This window comes from Bradyrhizobium sp. RDI18 (assembly GCF_043203335.1).
Lineage (GTDB): Bacteria > Pseudomonadota > Alphaproteobacteria > Rhizobiales > Xanthobacteraceae > Bradyrhizobium > Bradyrhizobium retamae.
In genome coordinates this window covers 1-20,490 of the sequence record NZ_JBICRN010000001.1, presented here as the reverse complement: position 1 = coordinate 20,490, position 20,490 = coordinate 1, and the positions used below count along the sequence as shown (strand labels likewise).

At 59.2% G+C, this 20,490-nt stretch carries 26 protein-coding genes and 4 pseudogenes; 15 read left to right on the top strand and 15 right to left on the bottom strand.

Translation table 11 applies throughout. From position 1 onward, the window contains the following. Positions 1-515: 515 nt before the first annotated feature. From ACFXS9_RS00150 to ACFXS9_RS00135, 4 genes are all read left to right on the top strand, one after another. The gene (locus ACFXS9_RS00150; protein WP_392683757.1) at positions 516-1,577 is read left to right on the top strand and encodes a hypothetical protein; all 1,062 of its coding nucleotides are present in this window, start codon (positions 516-518) and stop codon (positions 1,575-1,577) included. After that, on the top strand, positions 1,574-1,837 hold the full coding sequence (locus ACFXS9_RS00145; RefSeq protein WP_392683809.1) for a sugar transferase: 264 nt from the start codon (positions 1,574-1,576) through the stop codon (positions 1,835-1,837). Before ACFXS9_RS00150 ends, ACFXS9_RS00145 begins: the two co-directional genes overlap by 4 nt. After that, positions 1,807-2,019 carry a sugar transferase gene (locus ACFXS9_RS00140; protein ID WP_392683755.1) on the top strand — a complete coding sequence of 71 codons (213 nt, stop codon included), beginning with the start codon at positions 1,807-1,809 and terminating at the stop codon, positions 2,017-2,019. The genes ACFXS9_RS00145 and ACFXS9_RS00140 overlap by 31 nt, the downstream gene beginning before the upstream one ends. A 262-nt stretch (positions 2,020-2,281) precedes the next feature. Beyond that, complete coding sequence (locus ACFXS9_RS00135) at positions 2,282-3,028, top strand: DUF1194 domain-containing protein (RefSeq protein WP_392683752.1); 747 nt, start codon at positions 2,282-2,284, stop codon at positions 3,026-3,028. A gap of 335 nt (positions 3,029-3,363) precedes the next feature. Here ACFXS9_RS00135 and ACFXS9_RS00130 read toward each other — a convergent pair whose 3' ends face one another. From ACFXS9_RS00130 to ACFXS9_RS00085, 10 genes and pseudogenes are all read right to left on the bottom strand, one after another. Further along, a complete protein-coding gene (locus ACFXS9_RS00130; RefSeq protein ID WP_392683749.1) occupies positions 3,364-3,639 on the bottom strand; it encodes a hypothetical protein in 276 nt (91 codons plus the stop codon). Between the two features lie 210 nt (positions 3,640-3,849). Continuing rightward, on the bottom strand, positions 3,850-4,176 hold the full coding sequence (locus ACFXS9_RS00125) for a hypothetical protein (RefSeq protein WP_392683746.1): 327 nt from the start codon (positions 4,174-4,176) through the stop codon (positions 3,850-3,852). After that, a pseudogene (gene fhcD, locus ACFXS9_RS00120) lies at positions 4,176-5,079 on the bottom strand (formylmethanofuran--tetrahydromethanopterin N-formyltransferase). Before fhcD ends, ACFXS9_RS00125 begins: the two are co-directional and overlap by 1 nt. Before the next feature lie 28 nt (positions 5,080-5,107). After that, entirely contained in the window at positions 5,108-5,551 is a 444-nt protein-coding gene (locus tag ACFXS9_RS00115) for an amidohydrolase family protein (RefSeq protein ID WP_392683743.1), read from the bottom strand. Beyond that, positions 5,551-5,712 carry a hypothetical protein gene (locus ACFXS9_RS00110; protein WP_392683740.1) on the bottom strand — a complete coding sequence of 54 codons (162 nt, stop codon included), beginning with the start codon at positions 5,710-5,712 and terminating at the stop codon, positions 5,551-5,553. Before ACFXS9_RS00110 ends, ACFXS9_RS00115 begins: the two co-directional genes overlap by 1 nt. A 204-nt stretch (positions 5,713-5,916) precedes the next feature. Further along, entirely contained in the window at positions 5,917-6,603 is a 687-nt protein-coding gene (locus ACFXS9_RS00105; protein WP_392683737.1) for an amidohydrolase family protein, read from the bottom strand. Then, on the bottom strand, positions 6,584-6,733 hold the full coding sequence (locus ACFXS9_RS00100; protein WP_392683734.1) for a hypothetical protein: 150 nt from the start codon (positions 6,731-6,733) through the stop codon (positions 6,584-6,586). The genes ACFXS9_RS00105 and ACFXS9_RS00100 overlap by 20 nt, the downstream gene beginning before the upstream one ends. A gap of 416 nt (positions 6,734-7,149) precedes the next feature. Next, positions 7,150-7,374: a hypothetical protein gene (locus ACFXS9_RS00095; protein ID WP_392683731.1), complete on the bottom strand. Its 225-nt coding sequence runs from the start codon at positions 7,372-7,374 to the stop codon at positions 7,150-7,152. Further along, on the bottom strand, positions 7,343-7,687 hold the full coding sequence (locus tag ACFXS9_RS00090) for a hypothetical protein (RefSeq protein WP_392683728.1): 345 nt from the start codon (positions 7,685-7,687) through the stop codon (positions 7,343-7,345). Before ACFXS9_RS00090 ends, ACFXS9_RS00095 begins: the two co-directional genes overlap by 32 nt. Beyond that, positions 7,677-8,111 (bottom strand): hypothetical protein, encoded by a 435-nt coding sequence (locus ACFXS9_RS00085; protein ID WP_392683726.1) that lies wholly within the window; start codon positions 8,109-8,111, stop codon positions 7,677-7,679. The genes ACFXS9_RS00090 and ACFXS9_RS00085 overlap by 11 nt, the downstream gene beginning before the upstream one ends. A gap of 146 nt (positions 8,112-8,257) precedes the next feature. Between ACFXS9_RS00085 and ACFXS9_RS00080 the strand changes: the two are divergent. The 6 genes and pseudogenes from ACFXS9_RS00080 to ACFXS9_RS00055 all read left to right on the top strand — a co-directional run bounded on the left by ACFXS9_RS00080 (position 8,258) and on the right by ACFXS9_RS00055 (position 10,976). Further along, a pseudogene (locus ACFXS9_RS00080) lies at positions 8,258-8,807 on the top strand (SRPBCC family protein). Between the two features lie 97 nt (positions 8,808-8,904). After that, entirely contained in the window at positions 8,905-9,252 is a 348-nt protein-coding gene (locus ACFXS9_RS00075) for a YncE family protein (protein ID WP_392683723.1), read from the top strand. Next, the gene (locus tag ACFXS9_RS00070; RefSeq protein ID WP_392683720.1) at positions 9,249-9,782 is read left to right on the top strand and encodes a YncE family protein; all 534 of its coding nucleotides are present in this window, start codon (positions 9,249-9,251) and stop codon (positions 9,780-9,782) included. Before ACFXS9_RS00075 ends, ACFXS9_RS00070 begins: the two co-directional genes overlap by 4 nt. An 8-nt stretch (positions 9,783-9,790) precedes the next feature. Then, positions 9,791-10,444, top strand: a complete 654-nt coding sequence (locus tag ACFXS9_RS00065) for a hypothetical protein (protein WP_392683718.1) — start codon at positions 9,791-9,793, stop codon at positions 10,442-10,444. Continuing rightward, the gene (locus ACFXS9_RS00060; protein WP_392683715.1) at positions 10,431-10,637 is read left to right on the top strand and encodes a hypothetical protein; all 207 of its coding nucleotides are present in this window, start codon (positions 10,431-10,433) and stop codon (positions 10,635-10,637) included. The genes ACFXS9_RS00065 and ACFXS9_RS00060 overlap by 14 nt, the downstream gene beginning before the upstream one ends. A gap of 90 nt (positions 10,638-10,727) precedes the next feature. Continuing rightward, complete coding sequence (locus ACFXS9_RS00055; protein WP_392683829.1) at positions 10,728-10,976, top strand: hypothetical protein; 249 nt, start codon at positions 10,728-10,730, stop codon at positions 10,974-10,976. Between the two features lie 80 nt (positions 10,977-11,056). Here the strand turns inward: ACFXS9_RS00055 and ACFXS9_RS00050 are convergent, their stop codons facing one another. The 3 genes from ACFXS9_RS00050 to ACFXS9_RS00040 form a co-directional block, all read right to left on the bottom strand. Then, positions 11,057-11,377 (bottom strand): hypothetical protein, encoded by a 321-nt coding sequence (locus ACFXS9_RS00050; RefSeq protein ID WP_392683713.1) that lies wholly within the window; start codon positions 11,375-11,377, stop codon positions 11,057-11,059. A 79-nt stretch (positions 11,378-11,456) separates the two neighbouring features. Beyond that, positions 11,457-11,696 (bottom strand): hypothetical protein, encoded by a 240-nt coding sequence (locus ACFXS9_RS00045; RefSeq protein WP_392683710.1) that lies wholly within the window; start codon positions 11,694-11,696, stop codon positions 11,457-11,459. Beyond that, positions 11,693-11,893, bottom strand: coding sequence for a hypothetical protein (locus tag ACFXS9_RS00040; RefSeq protein ID WP_392683707.1), 201 nt, complete (start codon positions 11,891-11,893; stop codon positions 11,693-11,695). Before ACFXS9_RS00040 ends, ACFXS9_RS00045 begins: the two co-directional genes overlap by 4 nt. Before the next feature lie 574 nt (positions 11,894-12,467). Here ACFXS9_RS00040 and ACFXS9_RS00035 point away from each other — a divergent pair. The 3 genes and pseudogenes from ACFXS9_RS00035 to ACFXS9_RS00025 all read left to right on the top strand — a co-directional run. Beyond that, positions 12,468-14,284: pseudogene (locus tag ACFXS9_RS00035) on the top strand (PQQ-dependent dehydrogenase, methanol/ethanol family); the annotation flags it as partial. A 785-nt stretch (positions 14,285-15,069) separates the two neighbouring features. Continuing rightward, the gene (locus ACFXS9_RS00030) at positions 15,070-15,207 is read left to right on the top strand and encodes a hypothetical protein (protein ID WP_392683704.1); all 138 of its coding nucleotides are present in this window, start codon (positions 15,070-15,072) and stop codon (positions 15,205-15,207) included. Between the two features lie 599 nt (positions 15,208-15,806). Next, on the top strand, positions 15,807-16,031 hold the full coding sequence (locus ACFXS9_RS00025; RefSeq protein ID WP_392683701.1) for a hypothetical protein: 225 nt from the start codon (positions 15,807-15,809) through the stop codon (positions 16,029-16,031). A 991-nt stretch (positions 16,032-17,022) separates the two neighbouring features. On the opposite strand, the gene ACFXS9_RS00020 is transcribed toward ACFXS9_RS00025, so the two are convergent. Then, entirely contained in the window at positions 17,023-17,235 is a 213-nt protein-coding gene (locus ACFXS9_RS00020; protein WP_392683698.1) for a hypothetical protein, read from the bottom strand. A 246-nt stretch (positions 17,236-17,481) separates the two neighbouring features. Between ACFXS9_RS00020 and ACFXS9_RS00015 the strand changes: the two genes are divergently transcribed. After that, positions 17,482-17,793, top strand: coding sequence for a cation:proton antiporter (locus ACFXS9_RS00015; protein ID WP_392683695.1), 312 nt, complete (start codon positions 17,482-17,484; stop codon positions 17,791-17,793). On the opposite strand, the gene ACFXS9_RS00010 is transcribed toward ACFXS9_RS00015, so the two are convergent. Further along, positions 17,790-18,059: a hypothetical protein gene (locus ACFXS9_RS00010; RefSeq protein ID WP_392683692.1), complete on the bottom strand. Its 270-nt coding sequence runs from the start codon at positions 18,057-18,059 to the stop codon at positions 17,790-17,792. The two genes, ACFXS9_RS00015 and ACFXS9_RS00010, sit on opposite strands and share 4 nt — an antisense overlap. A gap of 1,300 nt (positions 18,060-19,359) precedes the next feature. On the opposite strand from ACFXS9_RS00010, the pseudogene ACFXS9_RS00005 reads away from it, so the two are divergent. Then, positions 19,360-20,490: pseudogene (locus ACFXS9_RS00005) on the top strand (thiamine pyrophosphate-dependent enzyme); the annotation flags it as partial.

The window sequence follows — 20,490 nt, the reverse complement described above, 5'->3', positions numbered from 1 at the left end:
CTGACGCTAGGTTTGTTAGCGGGGTTGTCGGCGCCGCCACCGCGGCGCAGGCGCCGACAGCCAGAGCGAACGCTCCGGCAACCAGCGGAAATAAGAATCGTTTCGACATTGCTGTCTCCTTGATCAGATGCGAGTGCATTCGGCCTTCGTGCCGTCGGGTGACGGGGCGCTTCGCGCGCAGGTCTGAGGATTCAGGGACGTGCGTGGGGGCGCTGTTGCGTCGGGTCGGGAAGGCCGACGAACGGAACGTCTCTCCGTTAGCCATAAGGTAGGAAGAGGTGGCTTGGTTACCTGTTCCCAAGGGAACAGCCCGCGCACGGGGGTGATGTCGAGATCAAAGGATCGCGGCCGAGCGTATCATTTTGCGGCACACAATTACGTTATCTTTTGCCGTGCCGATTTTGTTTTGTGACCCTTTTCTATTCTACGGATGCCTCCGGCGCTTTCGTTTACCAGAGCCTCACTGGCAAGCGCGTATGCCCATTTCGGCAGTTGGCGGGTACGCGGTTTGCGCAATGATTGAGGAAACGGGTCGAGCCCGATCCATCTTCGAGAAGGATGCTTCGGCGCGCGTGCCGGAGTGGGCTCCTCGGCTGAGGTCGCTGTTTTTCGACCGCCGTGGCAATGCCTCAAGGCCAAAATTGCTATTCGCCGTCGCATGCGCAGACGCCCTGTCGGTGATGGCCGCTTGGCCGCTGGTCAACTTACTCCTTCATCAATCTTTCACGCCAACATGGCGCAGCTTCTGGGCGACGGTCTTTGTGGCCGGGTTGTTCATTGCCGCGCTGCGCGTGCAGTGGTCATATACAATTCCATCCCTCCGCAAGTTTGTTCAGCAAGTCTGGAAAGTGCTGATTTCCGTCGCCGTCGTCTCACTCGCGGTATCGGGCGTGATTTTCCTTGCGGGCGACACGTCGGTGTCACCGGAGGACGTCGGCGCATGGATGGAGCTGTCAGCCCTCCTTTTGTGTTTCGTGCGTTTCGTTGCGGCGTTGGTAGCTCGTCGGTTGACACGCGCTGGCCTGCTGGTCCGCCGGACGGTCATCGTTGGCGGCGGTAAGGATGCGGAGCACCTTATCCGCGAGTTGACCAACGACCCGGACAATCACTTGTGCATTCTGGGCATCTTCGACGACCGGCAAGATGATCGCTCAGCCGGCGACTTCGGAGGTGTCGCGCGGCTCGGGACATTCGAAGACCTGGCAGACTTCTGCCGCAGGTCGTGCGTCGACCTTTTGATTGTTACGGTGCCGGCGCGCGCCGAAGAGCGTTTGATGCAGATTCTCGACAAGCTGTTTGCATTGCAAGTCGATGTGCGGATTTCGGCTCTGAATTCAAAGCTCCGGATCAACTCGCGAGCCTATAGCTTCATCGGTCGGGTGCCGATGTTGGCGGCGATGGACAAGCCGCTCGGCGACTGGGATCATATGCTCAAGGCAGTCGAAGATCGGCTGATCGGTTCGCTGCTGTTGATTTTGGCTTCGCCAATCCTGGCGATCGTAGCGATTGCGATCCGTCTCGAAAGCCGCGGACCGATTTTCTTTCGGCAGAGCGGTATGGCTTCAGCAATGAGCTGATCGAAGTCCTGAAGTTCCGCTCGATGTACGTCGATCAGCAGGATGTCACGGCGAGCAAACTCGTTACGCGCGACGATCCGCGTGTCACTCGTGTTGGCAGGATCATTCGGCGCATGAGTCTCGATGAGCTGCCGCAGCTCATCAACGTTGTGCAAGGGCAGATGTCTCTTGTCGGACCGCGGCCGCATGCAACCGGCGCGCGTGCGGGCGAGATCTCTACGAGAATGTCGTGCGGGGCTATTTCGCGCGCCACCGCATGAAGCCCGGTGTCACCGGCTGGGCGCAGATCAACGGCTGGCGTGGGGAAACCGATACCCACGAGAAGCTTGTCCGGCGCGTCGAGCACGACCTCTATTACATCGACCATTGGTCGGTGCTGCTCGATCTTTACATCATCGCGATGACGCCGATTTCATTGCTGACGGGCAAGAACGCTTACTAGGGTTTCGTCGTGAGCCTGATCGACCTTTTGGCCTAGTCCGAGATCTCTCGCGCGGCGGAAAATATGTGGCGATGCACAAGGACGCCTCTTCACTGGGGAATGGTGCGTAGCAAGCGCGAGTATTACGATCGGCGCAGATGGCTTGCGCAATCATGCCTGTTTGCTGGCTTGTGTGAATTCGGTGTTCGCGCCGCGCTCGCGCCTGCAGGAGCCTCGCATTTTTAATTTTGTCGGACAGGGACGAGCGACCATCGCAGCGATCTTGGCTATTGTCGCCGGCATTGGTTTCGCTGTGACGTCTGCCAACGCGCAAGAAGGACCGCCGGTCGATACGGCGCTGGTTGTGTCTGTCGACGTGTCGAACTCCGTCGACGAAGGCCGCTATAAGCTGCAGATGGAAGGTATTGCGAAGGCGCTGGAAGATCCCGGCGTCATTGATGCCATTACCGGCGGTTCGGCGGGCGGCATTCTGTTTTCCATGGTGACGTGGGCCGACACGCCGTCGTTCGTCATTCCGTGGATCAGGATTGCGAACAAGGCTGACGCCTTGGCTGCGGCGAAGCGCGTGCGATCCCTGCCGCAGCAGGGCGGGGAATTCACATGCATGACGCGGATGCTGCGATCTGCGAACGATAAGATCGTGCCGCAGATTCCCGCGAAGGCCTCGCGCATCATCATCGACGTTTCGGGCGACGGTCCCGACAATTGCAACGCCGAGGAGCCGATCGATAAAGTCCGCAACGAACTCGTCAGCAATGGTGTGACGATCAACGGATTGCCGATTTTGCTCGACACCGCCCGAGGATTCAGCGCTGCTGCCGAAGGCCGTTCCCGGTGGAAGCCACCGCTCGAACAATGGTATCGCGCGCACGTTATGGGCGGTCCGAGCAGTTTCGTGCTGCCGGCGCTGGGTTACGGTGATTTCGAGCGGGCGATCCGGCAAAAGTTCGTCATCGAAGTCAGCAGCGTGGCTTCGCAAAAGTATTCGATCGCCACGTCAGGCCGATAATCGGACCGCCTGACAATCAGGCCGCTTGATAGCTCAGATCTTATCTTCTGCTGGTCGGACCGCAATGCCAGCGTTTCACCGTCCAACCGGGGTGATCCGCAGACCATCGGGCGAACTGTGGCTGGGCATGCGCCATGCACGTTCGTGCGTCGACGTTCGCATCAATCAGGATTTTATAGTCGCGGCAGACGTTTGGATCGTTCGTCAAGCAAGCCGACAAAATGAGGGCGATCATGGCGAGGTTCCCGGGCGATGTGTCGTTGAAGCGTCATCATACTGAGACGCTACGCACCGGGAATCCGTTTCTTATGTCGGCCGGCCCCAAGGCCGGCAGTTTAAGCCGCCGGTAACAGGATTTCGCCCCGCCCAATCGTGGCAGTGTCGCCGCCAATCTTCTGGACAAACAAGGGCATGGGCTTAGGCGCTAGATGGCCAAGCGTTTCCTTCAGATAGCGGGCGATGACCCGCAGGATCACGAGATCGTGTTTGCCGCAATCGACGAACGTCGGCAGCAGGCTTTCGACGCTCGGGCCGATCAGTGTGCCACGGCGCATCATAAGACCAGGTTCGGCACCGAAGCCGCCTTCCGCCCAGATGGTGCCGCCGATCATGCGTGAGCCTGCGCCTGGGCCGGTCTTGCCTTTTGACGACGATAACGCCACGACGCATCTTGTCTCCGGCGCGGGCGCCAATGTGGCCTTCGATGACAACCGTACCGCCGAGCATGCCGGAAACGATCGCCGGTCGCGACGCCGCCGAGATTGTCTCCGGCGTTGCCGGAAACGAGGATCATGCCGCCGGTGGAACCAGACGCTAGATAGTCACCGACATTGCCGCGAACTTCGATTTTGCCGCCGGTCATCAGGCGCGCAGCGAACGAGCCGATGTTGCCGACGACGCGGATTGTGCCTATCGAGGCCGCCGCCGACGAAATCAATTTCCGACGTTGCGCCTTCGATGGTCAAGGTATCGCCGGCGCTGCCGGAAATATCGAATGCATCGCCCAGGGCGACGCCGCCCTTTTCGATGCCGACGTTCAGCTTGCCAATCTCGTGGGACGATAGCGCGGCGAGCTTAGAGGGCGTGATGCCGTCGAGAGTGATCCGCTCCGTCGCGGGCGCCTTAAAGCGCAGCGTGAGGCCGCTCATCAGATCAGATCCTTCAGATGATAATGGTGCTGTCCGAGCTTGCCGCCGTAATTGCCGGCGGTGATCCGCGCAACACCGCGGCTGGCGCCGACATCTGTTACGGCTTTGAGACCCGCGGCATGGCGTCGGCGACGGATTTGGACGTCAGACCGTCGATGACGATTTCGAGCACTGCGAGGGTATCGGGCGATACCTCACTGTGCTTGATCGTGCCGCGCAGTGTCGGGCAGAACGCGTCGTTAGACGAAGCGCATGCCAGCGTATTTCGCACCGACCTTCGAGCCCGAACGAACAATGCCGCCGGGGAACGGGGTGATGACGTCGTCGATCTTGGCGATCTCTTCGACAGCGTGCTCCGCCGTTTCGAGAAGGCCTTTGCGGTCGCGGCCGACGATCAGCATGTTGCCACCGCCCACAGCATCCGTCGTGACGCCGGTGTCTTCTTCGATGATGAACTCACCATCCATGACGGGTACGCGCCAGTAGCGGCTTTCGCCGAGTTTTTTAGCCGTCGATAGCCGTCGCCGAATAGACGGGGTGCCGCCTTTCCGAGAGGCATCGTCTTTTCGGCCTTGAGGCCCGCATAGCAAGCCGAGCCGGGGCTCGTCAGCACGCACTGGCCGATACGATTGCGGACCTGCAGGAGCAGGGCGTCGGCGAAAACCCGAAGATCAGGATGCGAACGCCGGGACGGCCATCCGGCGTTTCGTCCTCTGACAGTTCCTTGTCGATACCGCATTCAGCGCCTGCGCCGATAACGGAGGTGCCGAAGCCTGTCGCAACCGTCGCTGCAATTTTCGCCCACTTCATGGAGTCGGCCGTGATGATGATCCCGGTGCCGCTCATGCCGAAGGCTTCGGCGAACGTATCGTCGATCGAGATACCGTTAACGGTCTTGCTCATGCTACGCGCGCCCCGGTCGGTTGGATGATCAGCGAGCCGCGGCCACCGTTGATAATCTCGTCATCGGAGAGGCGGAAATTGTCCATGCGGATCGTGTGATAATCTTCAAGTATGGTTTGAGAGATTTTTCGATCGACGGATCGTACGACGGCCGTGCGACGTGCGTTGCGCCGTTGACGACCTTGATGATCTTGCCGTTGCGCACGATGAGTTCGCCGTTCTTGAAGAGCAATTCCGGCGTCGTGAACATCGCCTCGCGGTCGGGATTATCTTCATAAACCGTGATGTCGGCCCAGGCGCCGACGCCCAGGTGGCCGCGATCCTTCAAGCCAAGGCTGCGAGCCGGACCGGCGCGCGTCATGATCGCGATCTCGTAGAGCGAATATTCGCGATCGAGCGAGGCAAGCGTCGAATACTTCAGCGCGTCCGGGTTGATCTTCTGCATCATGTCGTTGCGGAAGGCTTTGTCCATCAGCAGGCGAATGAGGTGCGGATACCAGGTGAACGGACCGCCGTTTGGATGGTCGGTCGGAGGAAGAGACGCCACGGATCGTTGACAAGCAGGAACAGCTCCAGGCCGATCGCCCACTGCAGCGCGTTGACGAAGCTCTTGTCGCGATACTTGAACGGCACGACACGCAACCGGCGTCGCGCTCGATGTCCATCACGACCCACTTCTTCGGGTTGGCAGAACGGACGTCACGAACTGGCGCATGGAGTCGCCGGATGCCGTGCACGTCTGGCCGAACATGACCTGACCGACGTCGCACGAGACGTTCGGGTTGTCGTTGATCGCTTCAGCGATGGGCGGCGGCCGACGAGAACTTCAGATCGCCTTCAGTTCCATAGCTGTGGAACTGAATGCAGGTGAGATGGATCCGGCAGCGCCTTCGGCGCCCTTGATTGTCTCGAGAGTGGTTTCATAGCCGCCCGGAACACCGAGATTGCAGCCGTGGACGTGCAGAGGATGGACGACGCCGAGTTCTTCAACCCCCGGGCCAACGTCACGATGATGTCACGCGGGGTGACGCCGTAGTAGACGTGCTTTTCGTTCAGGTCGAGCTTGCGCTGATTGAACTTGAAGGCGCTGATTCCGCCGGGATTGACGACCTTGACGGCGATCGCCTGCGCGGCGTGCATCGTCCAGGCGATGTAATCCTTGATCGCGGAGAAGTCTTTCTTGCCTGCGAGCTGGCGCAGGAAGAGGTCATCCGAGCCGAGCATGACGAAGGCGCCCTTGTCGATGATCGACGTGTCGGCCATCTCCATGTGCGCCTGGCGGGCGTTGGCAGGCAGCATCGCAGGCTCGAATGCCGCGGTGTAGCCCATTTCGGCGTAGCGATAGCCGGTCAGCATCGTCGACGGTACGGCATGGCCGACGCCCGCGCGCGTCAGATCGGTGCGCGCAACGGTGTCGTGCATATGATCTTCGGGCAGCATCATGCGGGCGATCGTCATCTTGCCGCCGCCGATGTGCGAGTGAGGGTCGATTCCGCCGGCCTGATCACTCTGCCGTGAGCGCATATTCGCTGCGCGATCTTGGCATTCGATCCGGGGAGACGATGCGGCCGTCCTCGATGAAGATATCGCGGACTTCGCCGTCGACCCCATTCGCCGGGTCGTAGACTTTGCCGCCGGTGAGCTTGATGAGCATTCGCGATCTCGGATTTGTGCCTTAAAGGGCAGCTTCAATTTTTTCGAGGACGTCAGCCGCGCGCGGAAGCGTCGACTGGCGAAGTTGTCTCAACGGCAGTGAGACGACATTGTCGACGCGCACCATTGTGCCGGCGTGATCGACGCCCGGGGTGCCCACCGGAATATAGACCTTCGGTGTGCGCGACGGCTTCGATGCCAGGTGCGCCGAGGAAGATCGTCGGGACGTCCGTCTCTGGCTCTGTAATGTTCGACGAGAACGACGAGAGCCACAACAGCAGATCGCCTTCTTTTGCTGCGAGCAAACGGTTCGCCGAATAACGTTCGGGGTCATAGTCGGGTTTTCCGGACGCATATGATACGCGCAGCGGGAAACCTGACTGCCAGCTACACACCGCGCCGGCAGAAGTTGCGCCGTCATGGCCGCCAAGAGAGGCCGGCGAAACGCGAGGTCAGGTTGATCTCTTTGACGAACTCGGAGATCGCCTGGACGGTGAGATCAGCGTTCGGGAAGGTCAAGCTCGGCGGCGCCCAGATGATGACGCCGTAGCTCGCTGCCTTACAACGTGCGAGGAGATCTTCGACGGCGGTGCGCGGCAGACCACCGATGCTATCGCCCGAGACAGTGCCGCCCTTGTTCATGGCGCGCATGGCGTCGAGAATTTCGGCGATGCGATCGGGCTGAACGCGGCAGCGAGAGAACTTCGCCGATGCGTTTGCCTTTTACTGCGGACTGATCGAGCTGATCGCCAAGGAACACAACGGTCCGCTTCGGCGGATCGTCGGCAAACATCGAGGCTTCGTTGCACACGATGCGCTCGAAGAAGCGCGGGTGATGCTGATGGATATCGCTGCCCGCAACGATGAAGAGATCGGCGCGGTTGCGGGCTTCTGTCAGCGTCGTCAAAACCCAGCCCGTCGACTGGAGCACACGGAAATTGCGATTACTGTCCATCGCTCAGCGCATGATCAACGATGCCGCCGCCTTTTTCAGCGAGGGCAATGGCCGCGCGAATACCGTCGACGTCGGTGCCAAGTCCGCCGAAGATCGGCAGACGGCTCTCATTGATGAGGCGGGCAGCGGCAGCGACGGCTTCGTCGAGCGTAACGTCCTTGCCATCGATCTGCGGTTTCGGTTCGCTGAGCGGTCGCTCGAACCCGGCAACAGATTTTACGCAGCCGTTCTTGAGGACTTTCAGTCCATCACCGGAAGGGCCGATATCGAGATCATCGCAAAGGATGCCACAAAACGGGCAGGCGACGTTCTCAAAATGGTTCGCGCCGTTCCTCGACTTTTCGGATTCCAAATCGAGCTCCTCATGGACCCAGAGCCTCTCGGCCGCGGATTCGACCAAAGTACGCTGGCGCAGGTAAAACAACGCGACGCTAACGGTCAAGCACAGCGAAGGGGCAGATCGAATGCGACACATTTTGCCGTCTTTCCGTCTATCCTGAACACGCATAATGTCCGCCCGCTCGTTGTTGGGCTCAGGGCTGGGTCCCACACCAGAAATCTCCGGAGGAAATGCATGCTGAAACGCTTGGTGATCGCCGCAACGATCGTCGGACTGCGCCGCTCTCGCTCGCTGGGGCAGCTTGGGCACATGGTCCGAGCCGCCAGAAGGTAACGGAAACAATTGAGATCAACGCGCCGGTCGACAAAGTCTGGAAGGTCGTCGGTAACTTCCAGGACATGAGCTGGCTCGGTATCGTCGCCAAGACCGAAGGCAAGGGCGGCAACGAAGTTAACGCCACGCGGACGCTCACACTCAAGAACGGTGGTACGGTCGATGAGATGCTCGACAAGTACAACCCGGAAGATCACATGTACGCCTACGAGATCACGAAGGTCGATGTGAAGGTTCTACCTGTCAACGATTACTCCTCGCACATTACAGTTGAAGCTGACGGCGCCGATAAGTCGACGGTGACGTGGTGGGGTGGTTTCTATCGCGGCTACATGCTGAACGATCCGCCGCCGAACCTGACGGACGAAGTGGCGCTCAAGGCCGCCGACTGACCTCTACAAGCAAGGTCTCCAGGACTTGAAAAAGAAGGTCGAGAGCGGCGGCTGAGTGCGCAAAATCGCACATAAATTGCGCCTTTGAAACTTGGCAAGGCCTGATCGCGGTATGCGCGATGGCCTTGCCTGTGTCGGCGCACGAAGCACTGTTGACGGATCAGACGTCCGATACGCTGTCCTTTGTCGATCTTGATACGATGAAGGAAACGGAGCGGCTGACCGTGACCGCAAGCCTGCCGGCATCGCGCTTTCCGCCGATAAGGGGACTGCTTTACATCACGGCACCCGACAGCAAGGAGCTGATCGAGGTTGATGCCGTTGCGCGCAAGGTGAAGCGGCGGCTTTTTCTTGACGGCGGACCGCTCGGGATCGCAGCCAATCCGGGCAGACCGGAGGTCTACGCCGACTGGTATACGCATAAAGTTCGATCGTCGATAGAAGAGCCTGACCGTTGTTGGAGAGGTCAGGTGGGTGACCGCCATCGGGCCTCGCCGTGACGCCCGACGGAAAATTGCTCCTGTCAGCGGATCGCGACAGCGATGCGATTTCGATCGTTGATGTTGCGAGCCGTAAAGTGCTGGCATCAATTCCGGTCGGCAAGCGTCCTTTCGGCATTACGATCGACATGCGTGGCGAGCGTGCCTATACCGCGAACGTCAAGAGCGACGACGCAACCGTTATTGATATTGCAGCGCGGAAAGTCGTTGGCAGCGTCAAGACAGGGCGTCGGCCTTATGCTGTGGCGCTTGCGCAGGGGAAAGGGTTCGTTACGGACCAATACGGAGGGACGGTTACGGTTTTCGATCTGGCGACGCTCGCTCCGGTCAAGCGGATCGACACGTGCGATCATGCGGAAGGGATTGAAGCCGATGCCGGCGAAAAAATGTTTACGTCCCGTGCTGGGGCGAAGACGTTTTGCTTCGCATCGATCCTCAAGCTCGCCGTTACGGGGAGGGGGCAGCCGTTGACGGGCCGCGCGCCTTCGGTAAGTTTCTTCGTTAAATTTTGCAGGGTTACCGGCTTGTAAGTTGTGAGTTGCTGTTCTTCCGGCAACTTTCGGGATGTTTTGCAACCCGGCAAGCGGCCCTGCGGTGTTTGGCAGATTTCTCTTCAATCTCTGTTCAAGCGATCCATGTCCCGCTTCATAGCCGGGAAAAATTACCTAGACGATCTAGAGGATCGCCCTTTATGTCCAAGTTTTCATTCCGTTATGCCGGTCTGGCAGCTCTTGCGGCAGCGTGCATGGCGTCGGCCAGCGTATCGGCGGAGGAAACTCCAAAGCCGGCCGACATTCTGTTCGAACGGCTCTCATTGCGTCCGTCGCGCCGGGTACGAACCTCGTCGACAAGTTCGAGGCGCACGCCATCGGATCCGAAGACCTTGGGACCCGGCTTTTCCGATAACATTACGCTGACGGTCGAGAGAGCGATGGCGGCTCGGGCAAAAAAGAACGTTCGGCTGCAGATCTATTCGGGTGACCGCGCGCGAGATCCGCAAGAAATCACCGACATGGATGGCAATCCGCTGCTCGTCGTCTACCTCGACGATGCGGTGGCGCATTTCAGGCTTCTTGCCGGTGGCGACGGTGCCTATCTCAAGAACATGTTCAAGAAGAGCTTGGCGCAGGACGCGAAGATTGCGCCGGTGAAGATCGACGCTAAAGGGCAATCCGTCGATGGTTTCGCGTGAGCCTCCGCCCTATATCAACGATCTGGCGAAGGCACGCATGAACGGCTTCGAGGGCTCGGTATTCACCATTGCGCTATCGGACAAGATCCCGGCCATTTTGCGAAGATGGTTTCCGGACTATACGAACAACGACAAAAAAGGTCCGTCGCTCAAAGAGACGTTGACCCTTGATGGTGTAGGAGACGTCAAATAAAAGCCGTCTTGTGAATGCCGGCGCGAGCGGTTTTCTCGCGATTGCGGCGTTCTCGTTCCAGGTTTCACGACGCACTTATGGGCGCAGGAATTGCCGGCGAACGACTATCCGACCGTTGCACGCGCCGACTATGTTTACGTGCATGGCCGTCAATGGTCAGACGCGGCCGATGCTATGAAAAAGTGCTCGTGCTCGATCGACGAGATCGCAAACATTCTGCCTTATGCGCAGGAAGAAGCTGAGACGCTGATCTCAGTCGGCCTGAAGGGCAGTGAGACGTCGTGGACCCACGCGCCGGAATTCCAGGAAAAGGTCAAAAACGCGCCGCGCGCAGGTTGAAGGCGAATTGCGCTGCTTTTGTTGCCCCCGCCGACTCCCCGAAGTCGGCCGGACCCGGCGCCATTATCTTTCATTCCACTCTAAGTTCGGTATGGGCGCTGTGACGTTGCGCGGATTGTGCCTACACGAAAAGGGGCCCATTCTATCCGCTCGGACTGCGCCGCCGTCGCGACGCTCTGTTCGAGCAAGTTTTTCCTGTCCTTGATCATCTTACGGACGTCGGTCGCCAGGACGGTCAGGTAGAGCTGCACGGGCAGGATGGCGTCAGGCCATGGACTTTGGCCGTGCCCTGGGACCCGGCGCGCTTGGCTTTTTCCAATCAATTCGGGAATGAGCTTGAGCCAGCCGACGATTGAGCCATCGAGCGTCGGAATGCGCCCCGAGAACAAGAGATCGCCCATAAAGAACGTCCCAGTCGGTTGGTCGTGGATCGTCAAGTCATTGTCGGTGTATTGAGCTGTCGGCCGGGCTTTGAGTCGGTCACCCTGCCAAGGTCGAGGGTTCGAGAGTGTCTTTGATGAGCACCGTGGGCGGGATGATTTCGGTGCCTTTAGCGAAGTTGCCGCTTCGCCGAGGCGCTCGCGGGCATTCGCCAGATGGCTTTTCCTTGCGCGCATAAAGTGCGGCGGGAAGCTTGTAATGGCCCACGAATTCCAGGTTCGGCGCCTTGAAGGCGGCGTTGCCCATGACGTGATCGGGATGCATGTGCGTGTTGATCACGAACGAATGGGCTTGTCCGTGATCTGCTTGATGGCGGCGTGGAGATCGCTTCCCATAGCGAATGATCCGCTGGTGTCGATGACGGCAGCCGCCTCAGAGCCGACGATACAACACGGATTGGAGATGTCGCCCCGGTTGGCCTTGTTCACGAGCTGGTATTTGCCGACGTGAACGAAAAATTCCTGGAGCGATTTCAAGGACACCGATCCGCTCGGCCTCGGCGCGCGAGACCCGGGGCAGGAGCGGTAGCAGCGCTGTCAGCGCGGCACCTCGGAGAAAATCTTTTGGGAAGGTTTTTCAATGGCGAAGGGATAATCGGTCATGCATATTGAGCCTGGATTGATTGCGGCTCCTGAGTATGCCTCTTTCCGCACGCATTTGAATTTACGCCTTCACGCAGCGAGTTTTTGTGATCGGATGCCGCGATTTTTCACATTCGGGAACAATTAAATGCGTAAGGCGCACCATTTTTGCTGCGACGCAATTTTCCCCCATAAACACAGGGTTTTTGGGTCAGAAGGGTTGTCCTAATTTGCCGCAGGAGAATGATCGTCGCACTTAAACGTGTCGCGGCTAGAAAAAAGTATCGGCATGCCCCGTTCACGCGGACTACCGGTTTCTGCCATTAAGCCGTGAAGACCACCTGCTCCGGCCGGGCAAACAGGAAGAAATCCCGCAAAAACCCGAGATCAGAGCAGGGAGATATCGGCAGTCCCGCGGATCGACTTGTACAAGCGTGGCAAGACATTTGTCTTAAACGGAGGAAGCGCGATGCGCAAAGTGCATTCGCATGCGGGCTTGCTCGCAACTGCCGCATTCTGCGTCGGCATGGGCGAACGAGGATGTGATCAAGTTGTCGAGCGAAGACCGAATAACTGGGCGCATCAGTCCGGTGACTAGTGCTGGTACACCCGCTACTCCAAGCTGGACCAGATCACGACGGAAAAACGTCGGCCAGCTCAAGGTGGCTTGACGTTCTCGACCGGCGTGCTTCGCGGCCATGAAGGCGGCCCGCTCGTCGTCGGCGATGTCATGTACGTGGTCACGCCGCATTTCCGAACATCGTCTATGCCCTGATCTCGCGCACGAACAGAAGATCATTTGGAAGTACGTGCCGAAGCAGGACCCGTCAGTTATCCCCGTCATGTGCTGCGACACGGTCAACCGCGGCGTACAGTACGCTGAAGGCAAGATCTTCCTGCACCAGGCCGATACCACGCTCGTCGCTCTCGATGCCAAGACGGGCAAGGAACTGTGGAAGGTCGTCGACGGCGATCCGAAGAATGGGCGTGAGGAACGGGCACATGTGCTCCGCTTGTCGTCAAGGACAAGGTGCATCGTCGGTATCTCGGGCGCCGAATTCGGCGTTCGCTGCTATCTAACCGCCTACGACATCAACACCGGCAAAAAAGTCTGGCGCGCCTACTCGATGGGTCCGGACGCCGACATGCTTATCGACCCGGAGAAGACCATGTCGCTCGGCAAGCCGGTCGGCAAGATTCTTCGCTCAAGACCTGGAACGGCGATCAGTGGAAGATCGGCGGCGGTTCGACCTGGGGCTACATGGCCTACGATCCCGGCTTCAACCTGATCTACTACGGCACGGGCAACCCTCGACCTGGAACCCGGTTCAGCGTGCAGGACCGGATGGCAAGCCGATCGATCAGAAGTGGTCGATGACCTATTTCGCGCGTGACGTCGACACCGGTATCGCCAAGTGGGCCTACCAGATGACACCGTTCGACGAGTGGGACTATGACGGCATCAACGAGCCGATCCTCGCCGACGATGGATATCAAGGGCAAGGAGCGCAAAGTCGACGACCACTTCGATCGTAACGGCTTTGCTTATACGCTCGATCGCGTCACGGGCGAACCGCTCGTTGCCGAGAAGTATGATCCGGTCGTCAACTGGGCGACCGGCATCGATCTCGACAAGTCGAGCCCGAACTACGGCCGTCCGATCCGCGTGAAGAAGTACTCGACCTTCGCAGACGGCGCGGACTTCAACACGAAGGGCATCTGCCCTGCGTCTCGGGCGCGAAGGAAAGATCAGCAGCCGGCTTCCTATTCGGAGCTGACGGACCTGTTCTACGTACCGACGAACCACGTCTGCATGGACTACGAACCGTTCAAGGTCTCGTACACGGCTGGTCAGCCGTTCGTCGGCGCCACGCTTTCGATGTTCCCTGGCCCGGATAAGCCGGAGCGCATGGGTAACTTCATCGCGTGGGACGGCGCCAAGGGTAAGATCGTCTGGTCGAAGCCGAGCAGTTCTCGGTGTGGTCAGGTGCTCTGACGACGGCTGGTGGCGTCGCCTTCTACGGCACGCTCGAAGGCTACTTCAAGGCCGTCGACCAGAAGACCGGCAAGCAGCTTTACAAGTTCAAGACGCCGTCGGGCATCATCGGCAACGCGATGACCTACATGCACGATGGCAAGCAGTATGTTGCTGTGCTTTCGGGCGTTGGTGGCTGGGCCGGTATCGGTCTAGCTGCTGGCTTGACGAACCCGACCGACGGTCTCGGTGCCTACCCCAGTGCGCTCACGCTGGCGACGCCAGGTGCCGACCTCGGTATGCTCACTGTGTTGCCGGCTCTCCATAGGCTCGAGCCTAGACATAAAAGGAGCCGGTGCGGGGCAACCCGTGCCGGCTCTTGCCGTGAAAAGTACGCCAGGTATGCAGTGGCCAAAAAACATCTTTCAAAAATGGCACAATCTGCTACGAGGGCGACAATTTGTAATAGTCTAACAGGCAAGTTTGCGAAGGTATTTATCCTGCGCACTGTTCTATCGGACAGCAACAAGGAGCCCATTCGGAAAAAGGGCTCCAAAAAAGATCAATGGGCGGTGGCGACCCACGCAATTCAATCAGGGAGAAGAGGATCCTCGTGAACAAGTTGATTAAGACACTTGCAGTCGCATTGATGACGTTCGGGGCTGCAGGCGCTGCCGCTGCGAAGGAGCAGACGAAGACAGACAGAAACACACGCGGCGGCTCCGCTGCCCGAAGCTGATTCAAGTTGCGGAAGATGCCGCTCCCAATCCGGACGATCCGCCCGCACCCGCGTTCAAAGCCCGATGGCGATGCCATCTATCGAACCCGTCAGTGAACTGGCGAAGGACGGCATCAAATTGGGTGGAATGAAACGGCGGTATCGCCTATGCAGGACGGCGATCCTGTGCCGGTCGTGACGAAAGACTATATGGTTGACTGGGGTACCTGGGCGGCAATCTCGTTATCACGACGCCTGCCGTGCCACGGTCAGGTGCTTTGGGCAGCACGTTCGCTCCGGCTCTCATGAACTCGCTGAAGACGATGGATTACAATACCTTCGACGCGACCGTTTCGAGTGGCCGAAAGGTGAACCGCGATGCTGTTCGTCATGCCGGCGTTCGGCGAAGATAAGAACATCATGTGCTACATCGACTATACCTACATCAAGAAAGCCCGTTCCTACTACGCAACCGATCCGAAGACTGGCCTCACCGGGTCGCCCGAATGGCCGTGAAGACATCTCGCCGGGAAGCCAAAGCTGCCTGCCGACGACTACCGGCTGAGGTCTGGGCTTTTCCCGACCTTCTCATATGAGGAAGCCTGCCTCGCGCGTCGGTGTCGCGTGATGCAGCCCCGTTATCGGCATTCAGTAAGGTCGGGGGCGGGTCACAAGCGCGACGTGCCCCCAGTCCATATCAAGGGGCCGCGACGTTCACGCCACCATAATAACAAAAAGATTCACTCACGTGAGGAAACAAGCGCTCAAGATTTCGAACTTCTCGGCGCCAACTTTGGCGCTCGGAATGATCGCGACGACCCTGTCGATGATCTCTGCATTCATGAGCGCGGCGCAGGCCGCTGAAACTCAAGGCCGATCTCGTCAATCGCAAAGAGCTTCGCGTTTGCGCCGACCCGATCTTCCCTTTCGAACCTGAAAGGCGAAGGCTTCGAAAACAAGATCATAAACATTATCGGCGACGAACTTCGCAAACAGAGCTTCCTGTCGTTTTATACGTGGTTTCCTAAGGCAACGGGCTTCATTCGCATGACGCTCCAGCATAAGCGCTGCGATCTGGTGATCCTTGGTGTGAGGGCAAAGGCGCGCGTGCTGACATGGTGCTCAGCGCCAACGCCATTTATCGTTCGACCTCCGCGCTCATTTACAAGAAGGGGACCGGTCTCGACGGCGTTGAATCGCTCAGCAGCGATCCGCGTCTTTACCGAGCGCATCGGCATGCAGCAGGGCTCGGCCGGCGCTACGCTCACAGCGAAATACGGACTGACCGCGTCCACGGCTATCCATTGATCGTCGATCGCCGCCGTGAACATGATGAATGATATCCGCAAGGGTGACATTGCAGCCGGTATTCTGTGGGGAGGACCGATGGCAGCCTATTGGGCGAAGCGGGATGGCGACCCGCTGGTTGTGTTCCCCTCGTCAAAGACAACGGAGCTGCACGTATCGCTTTCCGCATCACGATGGGCGTGCGCAACGGAGACGACAACGCTGGAAGCGGCGACTCTGTACAGGAGGTAATCCGCAAGCGCCGTGCCGACATCACGACAAGGTGCTGCTCGACTACGGCGTCCCGTTGCTTGTCGATGATGATACCTCAACCGAGATGGTGACCAAGCCGCACGCGACAGTCGGAAGCTGATCTGCCGGCGCCGTCGAATGCGGCCGCGACGACACCAGCGCCAGCGGCTGCTACGCCCTGAGCAAAAACGCATTAGTGATATTGCCCATTCATCATCGTTTGGCGACAGTGGGGCCTATTCTTTGTCATTGGAGTTCCCGGATGCCGCTGAAATCGGCCTTGCCCAGCGTTTTTGGCGGCGTTGATCGCGGCATCAAGTACGTTGGGCCGTCTTACCCTCGTCTCCGTTGATCGCGTGTTGGCCGAAGATGTTTCCGGGCCCGTCGCCCCTCGGCCGCCGCCGCCCGGCCGAATGGCTATCGCACCGACAATATCGGTCGCGCGGTTGCCGTTGACGCTTCCCCCCGAAGGGGCGCTACGACGGTCCTATCAAGCAACTAGACCGCGAAGTCTGGTCCGAGGGTCACGCGGTGTTTATCGACGTTTATCCCCATCCGCCAGCCCGCAGGGCTGCCGCCCGATCTGGCGGGGACCGCGCATGACCATCAATGCGGTCTCTGGCCCAACGTCGGCTATGGGGCTCCGTCAAACGTATGGGAATTATTTTAAGCACAATCTAGAAAAGCTCACTGCCGGGGACAAGCAAAGCCGCTGGTCTTTTCTGTCTCCGAAACTTCTGGATGAGCTGGAATGCCGCGAAACGGGCGCTGAGCTTTGGTTATACCAATGTCTCATGGTTTCGCGATGGTACTGACGGTTGGCAAGAGATCGGCGGCCTCGTCGTCGATGCGCGTCCATGCCTGTGGAACTTTCAGACTGAAATATCGAATTCCTCTCGGCGGATTTCCTTCGGCGGCGGCCAATAATCCATTGACTTCAATGTGTCGCACCTGCTGCGAGGCGAGACGTGAAATTCTGTGCGCGTCAGCCAGGTCCACGTTCATTGGTGGTCCAGATTTGGGTTATTGCTCACCCACAACGGCGCGGGGTGGCGTATTGGAGATCTTTGCTTAAGTTGCGCTTGAACGCGAGGGCACCGCGACAACGGGGGACGATGTGACACTGAATGAACTGGCAATCTTGTTGGCCGCGTTGGCGCTTGCTGCTCCGCTTCATCGGTGGCTCGGCATAGCCGCTGTGCTTGGCTATTTGGTTGCCGGCGTCATTCTCGGTCCTACGGCATTGGGCGCATGTTTTCCGTGCAGGACGCCGAGCAGGTTCTGCACTTCGCCGAATTCGGCGTCGTTCTATCCCTTTTCCTAATCGGTCTGGAGCTTCGTCCGCGGCGATTATGGGCCATGCGTCAGGCCATTTTCGGGCTCGGAACGCTGCGGGTAGCCATTACAGGCCTTGCGCTGGCGTGCGTCGGCATTTTCTTCCTGGGCAGCGAATGGCAACCGTCTCTGTTTTGCCGGGACGGCGCTGGCGTTGTCTTCGACGGCATTTACACTTCAGGTGATGGAAGAGAACGGCCGAGCTCTCGACCCGGCACGGCCGTTTAGGGTTCTCCCATTCGCTGTTGTTTCAGGTTATCGCGGCCATTCCGCTGATCGCTTTGGCGCCGTACTTCGCCGTGTCGGCAGTCAAGACCCATACTGGGATCGATTATTTTGCCGCGGGGCTTGGGGATGATCGTTCCTTCCTGGTCTTCGTGGTCGTAGGTCAGTATGTTCTCGATGCGTTGCTGCGCCTCGTGGAACGGGTCGCGCGTCAAGGAAGCGATGACCGCTGCAGCGCTGCTGACGGTCGTCGGCATCACGCTGATCATGGAAGCTGTGGGGCTTTCAGCCTCTCTTAGCGCTTTCATCGCGGGTGCGCTGCTCGCAGAGCAGCTATCGACATGAACTTGAAGCCGACATTGCGCCGTTCCAGGGCTTGCTGCTTGGCATCTTCTTCACTGCGATCAGCATGTCATCAATCTCGGTCTGCTGATTTCGGCGCCGGCGCTGATCATATCGGCAACTCTCACACTGATCGTGGTCAAGTCGGTCATTCTATATCTGCTCGGACGCTGGCAGGGGCTTGAGGCGGGGCCGGCGCGACGGCTTTAGCGTTCGCGCTTTCGCAGGGCAGCGAATTCGCATTCGTTTTGCTGTCGGTTGGGCAAGCGGCGGGTGTGCTGGGCAGTGGCTCGTCGCAGATTATGGCGGTCATCGTAACGCTGTCGATGGCGATGACGCCGCTGTTGCTGGGCGTCGACCGGCTATTTTCGAAGAAGTCGAAGGTCGAGATTCTGGGCATTCGATCCGCTGCCTGACAGCGACGGGCATGTGGTTATTATGGCTTCGGCCGGTTCGGCCAGATGTGGCCCGCGTGTTGCGCGCCAAAGGCGTGCCGTTTACGGCGCTCGACATCAGCGTCGAGCAGGTGGATTTCGTCAAACGGTTCGGCAACAAGGCCTTCTATGGCGATGCAAGTCGGCCGGAGGTTGCTGGAGGCTGCGCAAACGGACAAGGCGAAAGCCCTTCGTGTTGGCCATCGACGACGTCGAAGCGTCGGTACGTGCGGCGGAAATCGTCAAGACGCATATCCGCATGTGCCGATCTATGCGCGGGCGCGGGATCGCATGCATGCCTACTGAGCTTCTCGATCTCGGCGTTGCGGCGATGCGGCGCGGGGCGTTTCTCGCGTCTCTCGATCTCGAGGACGCTGATGCTTGGACTAAGTATTCTGAGCGTGTGGCTATCCTGCACCGACCCGGACGCTTCCACTCCGGGTATGACAGGCGGCATCTGACCAAGTTACAAGCTCGCGACCGATGTCGAGAAGCTCTTGGAACGGGCTCGGACGGTCTCAGGCCATGCTCAGCTCTTCCGCGAGGACGAGGTCGAGGAGGCCAAGCTGGCACAGATGCTTGAGAAGACCCAACGCGGTCCAAAGGTCAGCGGGAGAGCAAGGCGCGAAGGCGGGCGGTATCGCGTCCTGAGCGTGACCTTGCTCCGGTCCGTGGCGGCGGGGCCTAAAACGCCCAGTCAATGCGCGCTACCATTGCGCGCGCGGTAGATCCCCGTGTCCCACCACTTTACAGCGCGCCAGCGGCGGCCGCCGGAACGGCCTTAAGTAAGATAATGAGCAAAGCTCAAGTCGTGGCGGAGACATCCTCGCCGAGCCTCAAGGACATGGCTAACGCCATCCGCGCTCTCTCGATGGATGCGGTTCAGGCTGCCAATTCCGGGCATCCGGGCATGCCGATGGGGATGGCGGACGTTGCCACGGTCCTCTTCACCGAGGCGCTGAAGTTCGACGCCAGCGCGCCACAATGGCCAACCGGGATCGTTTCGTTCTCTCGGCTGGTCACGGCTCGATGCTTCTTTATTCGCTCCTTTATCTCTTACCGGCTATCCGGGAAATGACGATCGAGGAGATCAAGGAATTTCCGGCAGTTCGGATCGCAGACAGCGGGCCATCCCGGAATATGGTCATGCACCAGGCATCGAGACGACGACGGGGCCGCTGGGCCAAGGCGTCGCGCGGTTGGCATGGCGATTTCGGAGAAGCTGCTCGCGGCGCGGGTCGGCTCAGATCTTGCCGATTACCACACTTATGTCATCGCCGGTGACGGCTGCCTGATGGAAGGCATTAGCCGGGAAGCGATCTCGCTGGCTGGACATTTGAAGCTCGGCAAGCTGATCGTGTTCTGGGACGACAACTCGATCACCATCGACCGCGATGAGCCTTGCCGTGTCGGACAGTGAGGTGAAGCGCTTCGAGGCGTCTGGCTGGAATACGATCCGCGTCGACGGTCATGACGCGGCGGCGATTTCAGCAGCGATCAAGACGGCGAAGGCTGATCATTCGAAGCCGTGGTTGATCGCGTGCAAGACGCAGATCGGCTATGGCTCGCCGAATAAAGCTTGGAAAATCGTCGGCGCATGGCGAAACGCTTGGCCTGGATGAGATCAAACTACGCGCTGCTTTGGCTGGCCCTACGACCCGTTCGAAATCCTGAACACATCTTATCGGCGTGGCGTGCTGTCGGAAGCCGCCATGCGGAGGTGCGTGACGACTGGACGAAGCGCGACGCCAAAGCGGATGACGCGACGAAGGCGCTGGTCTCGGGGCGCGATCTCAAGGCTACCGTTGCGAATGCGATCATCGCCGCAAAAAAGAACGATTTCGCGGCCGACAGCGCCAAGCGCGCGACGCGCGTCTGGTCGCAGATGACAATCGAGCGGCTCATTCCGGTGCTGCCTGAAGGA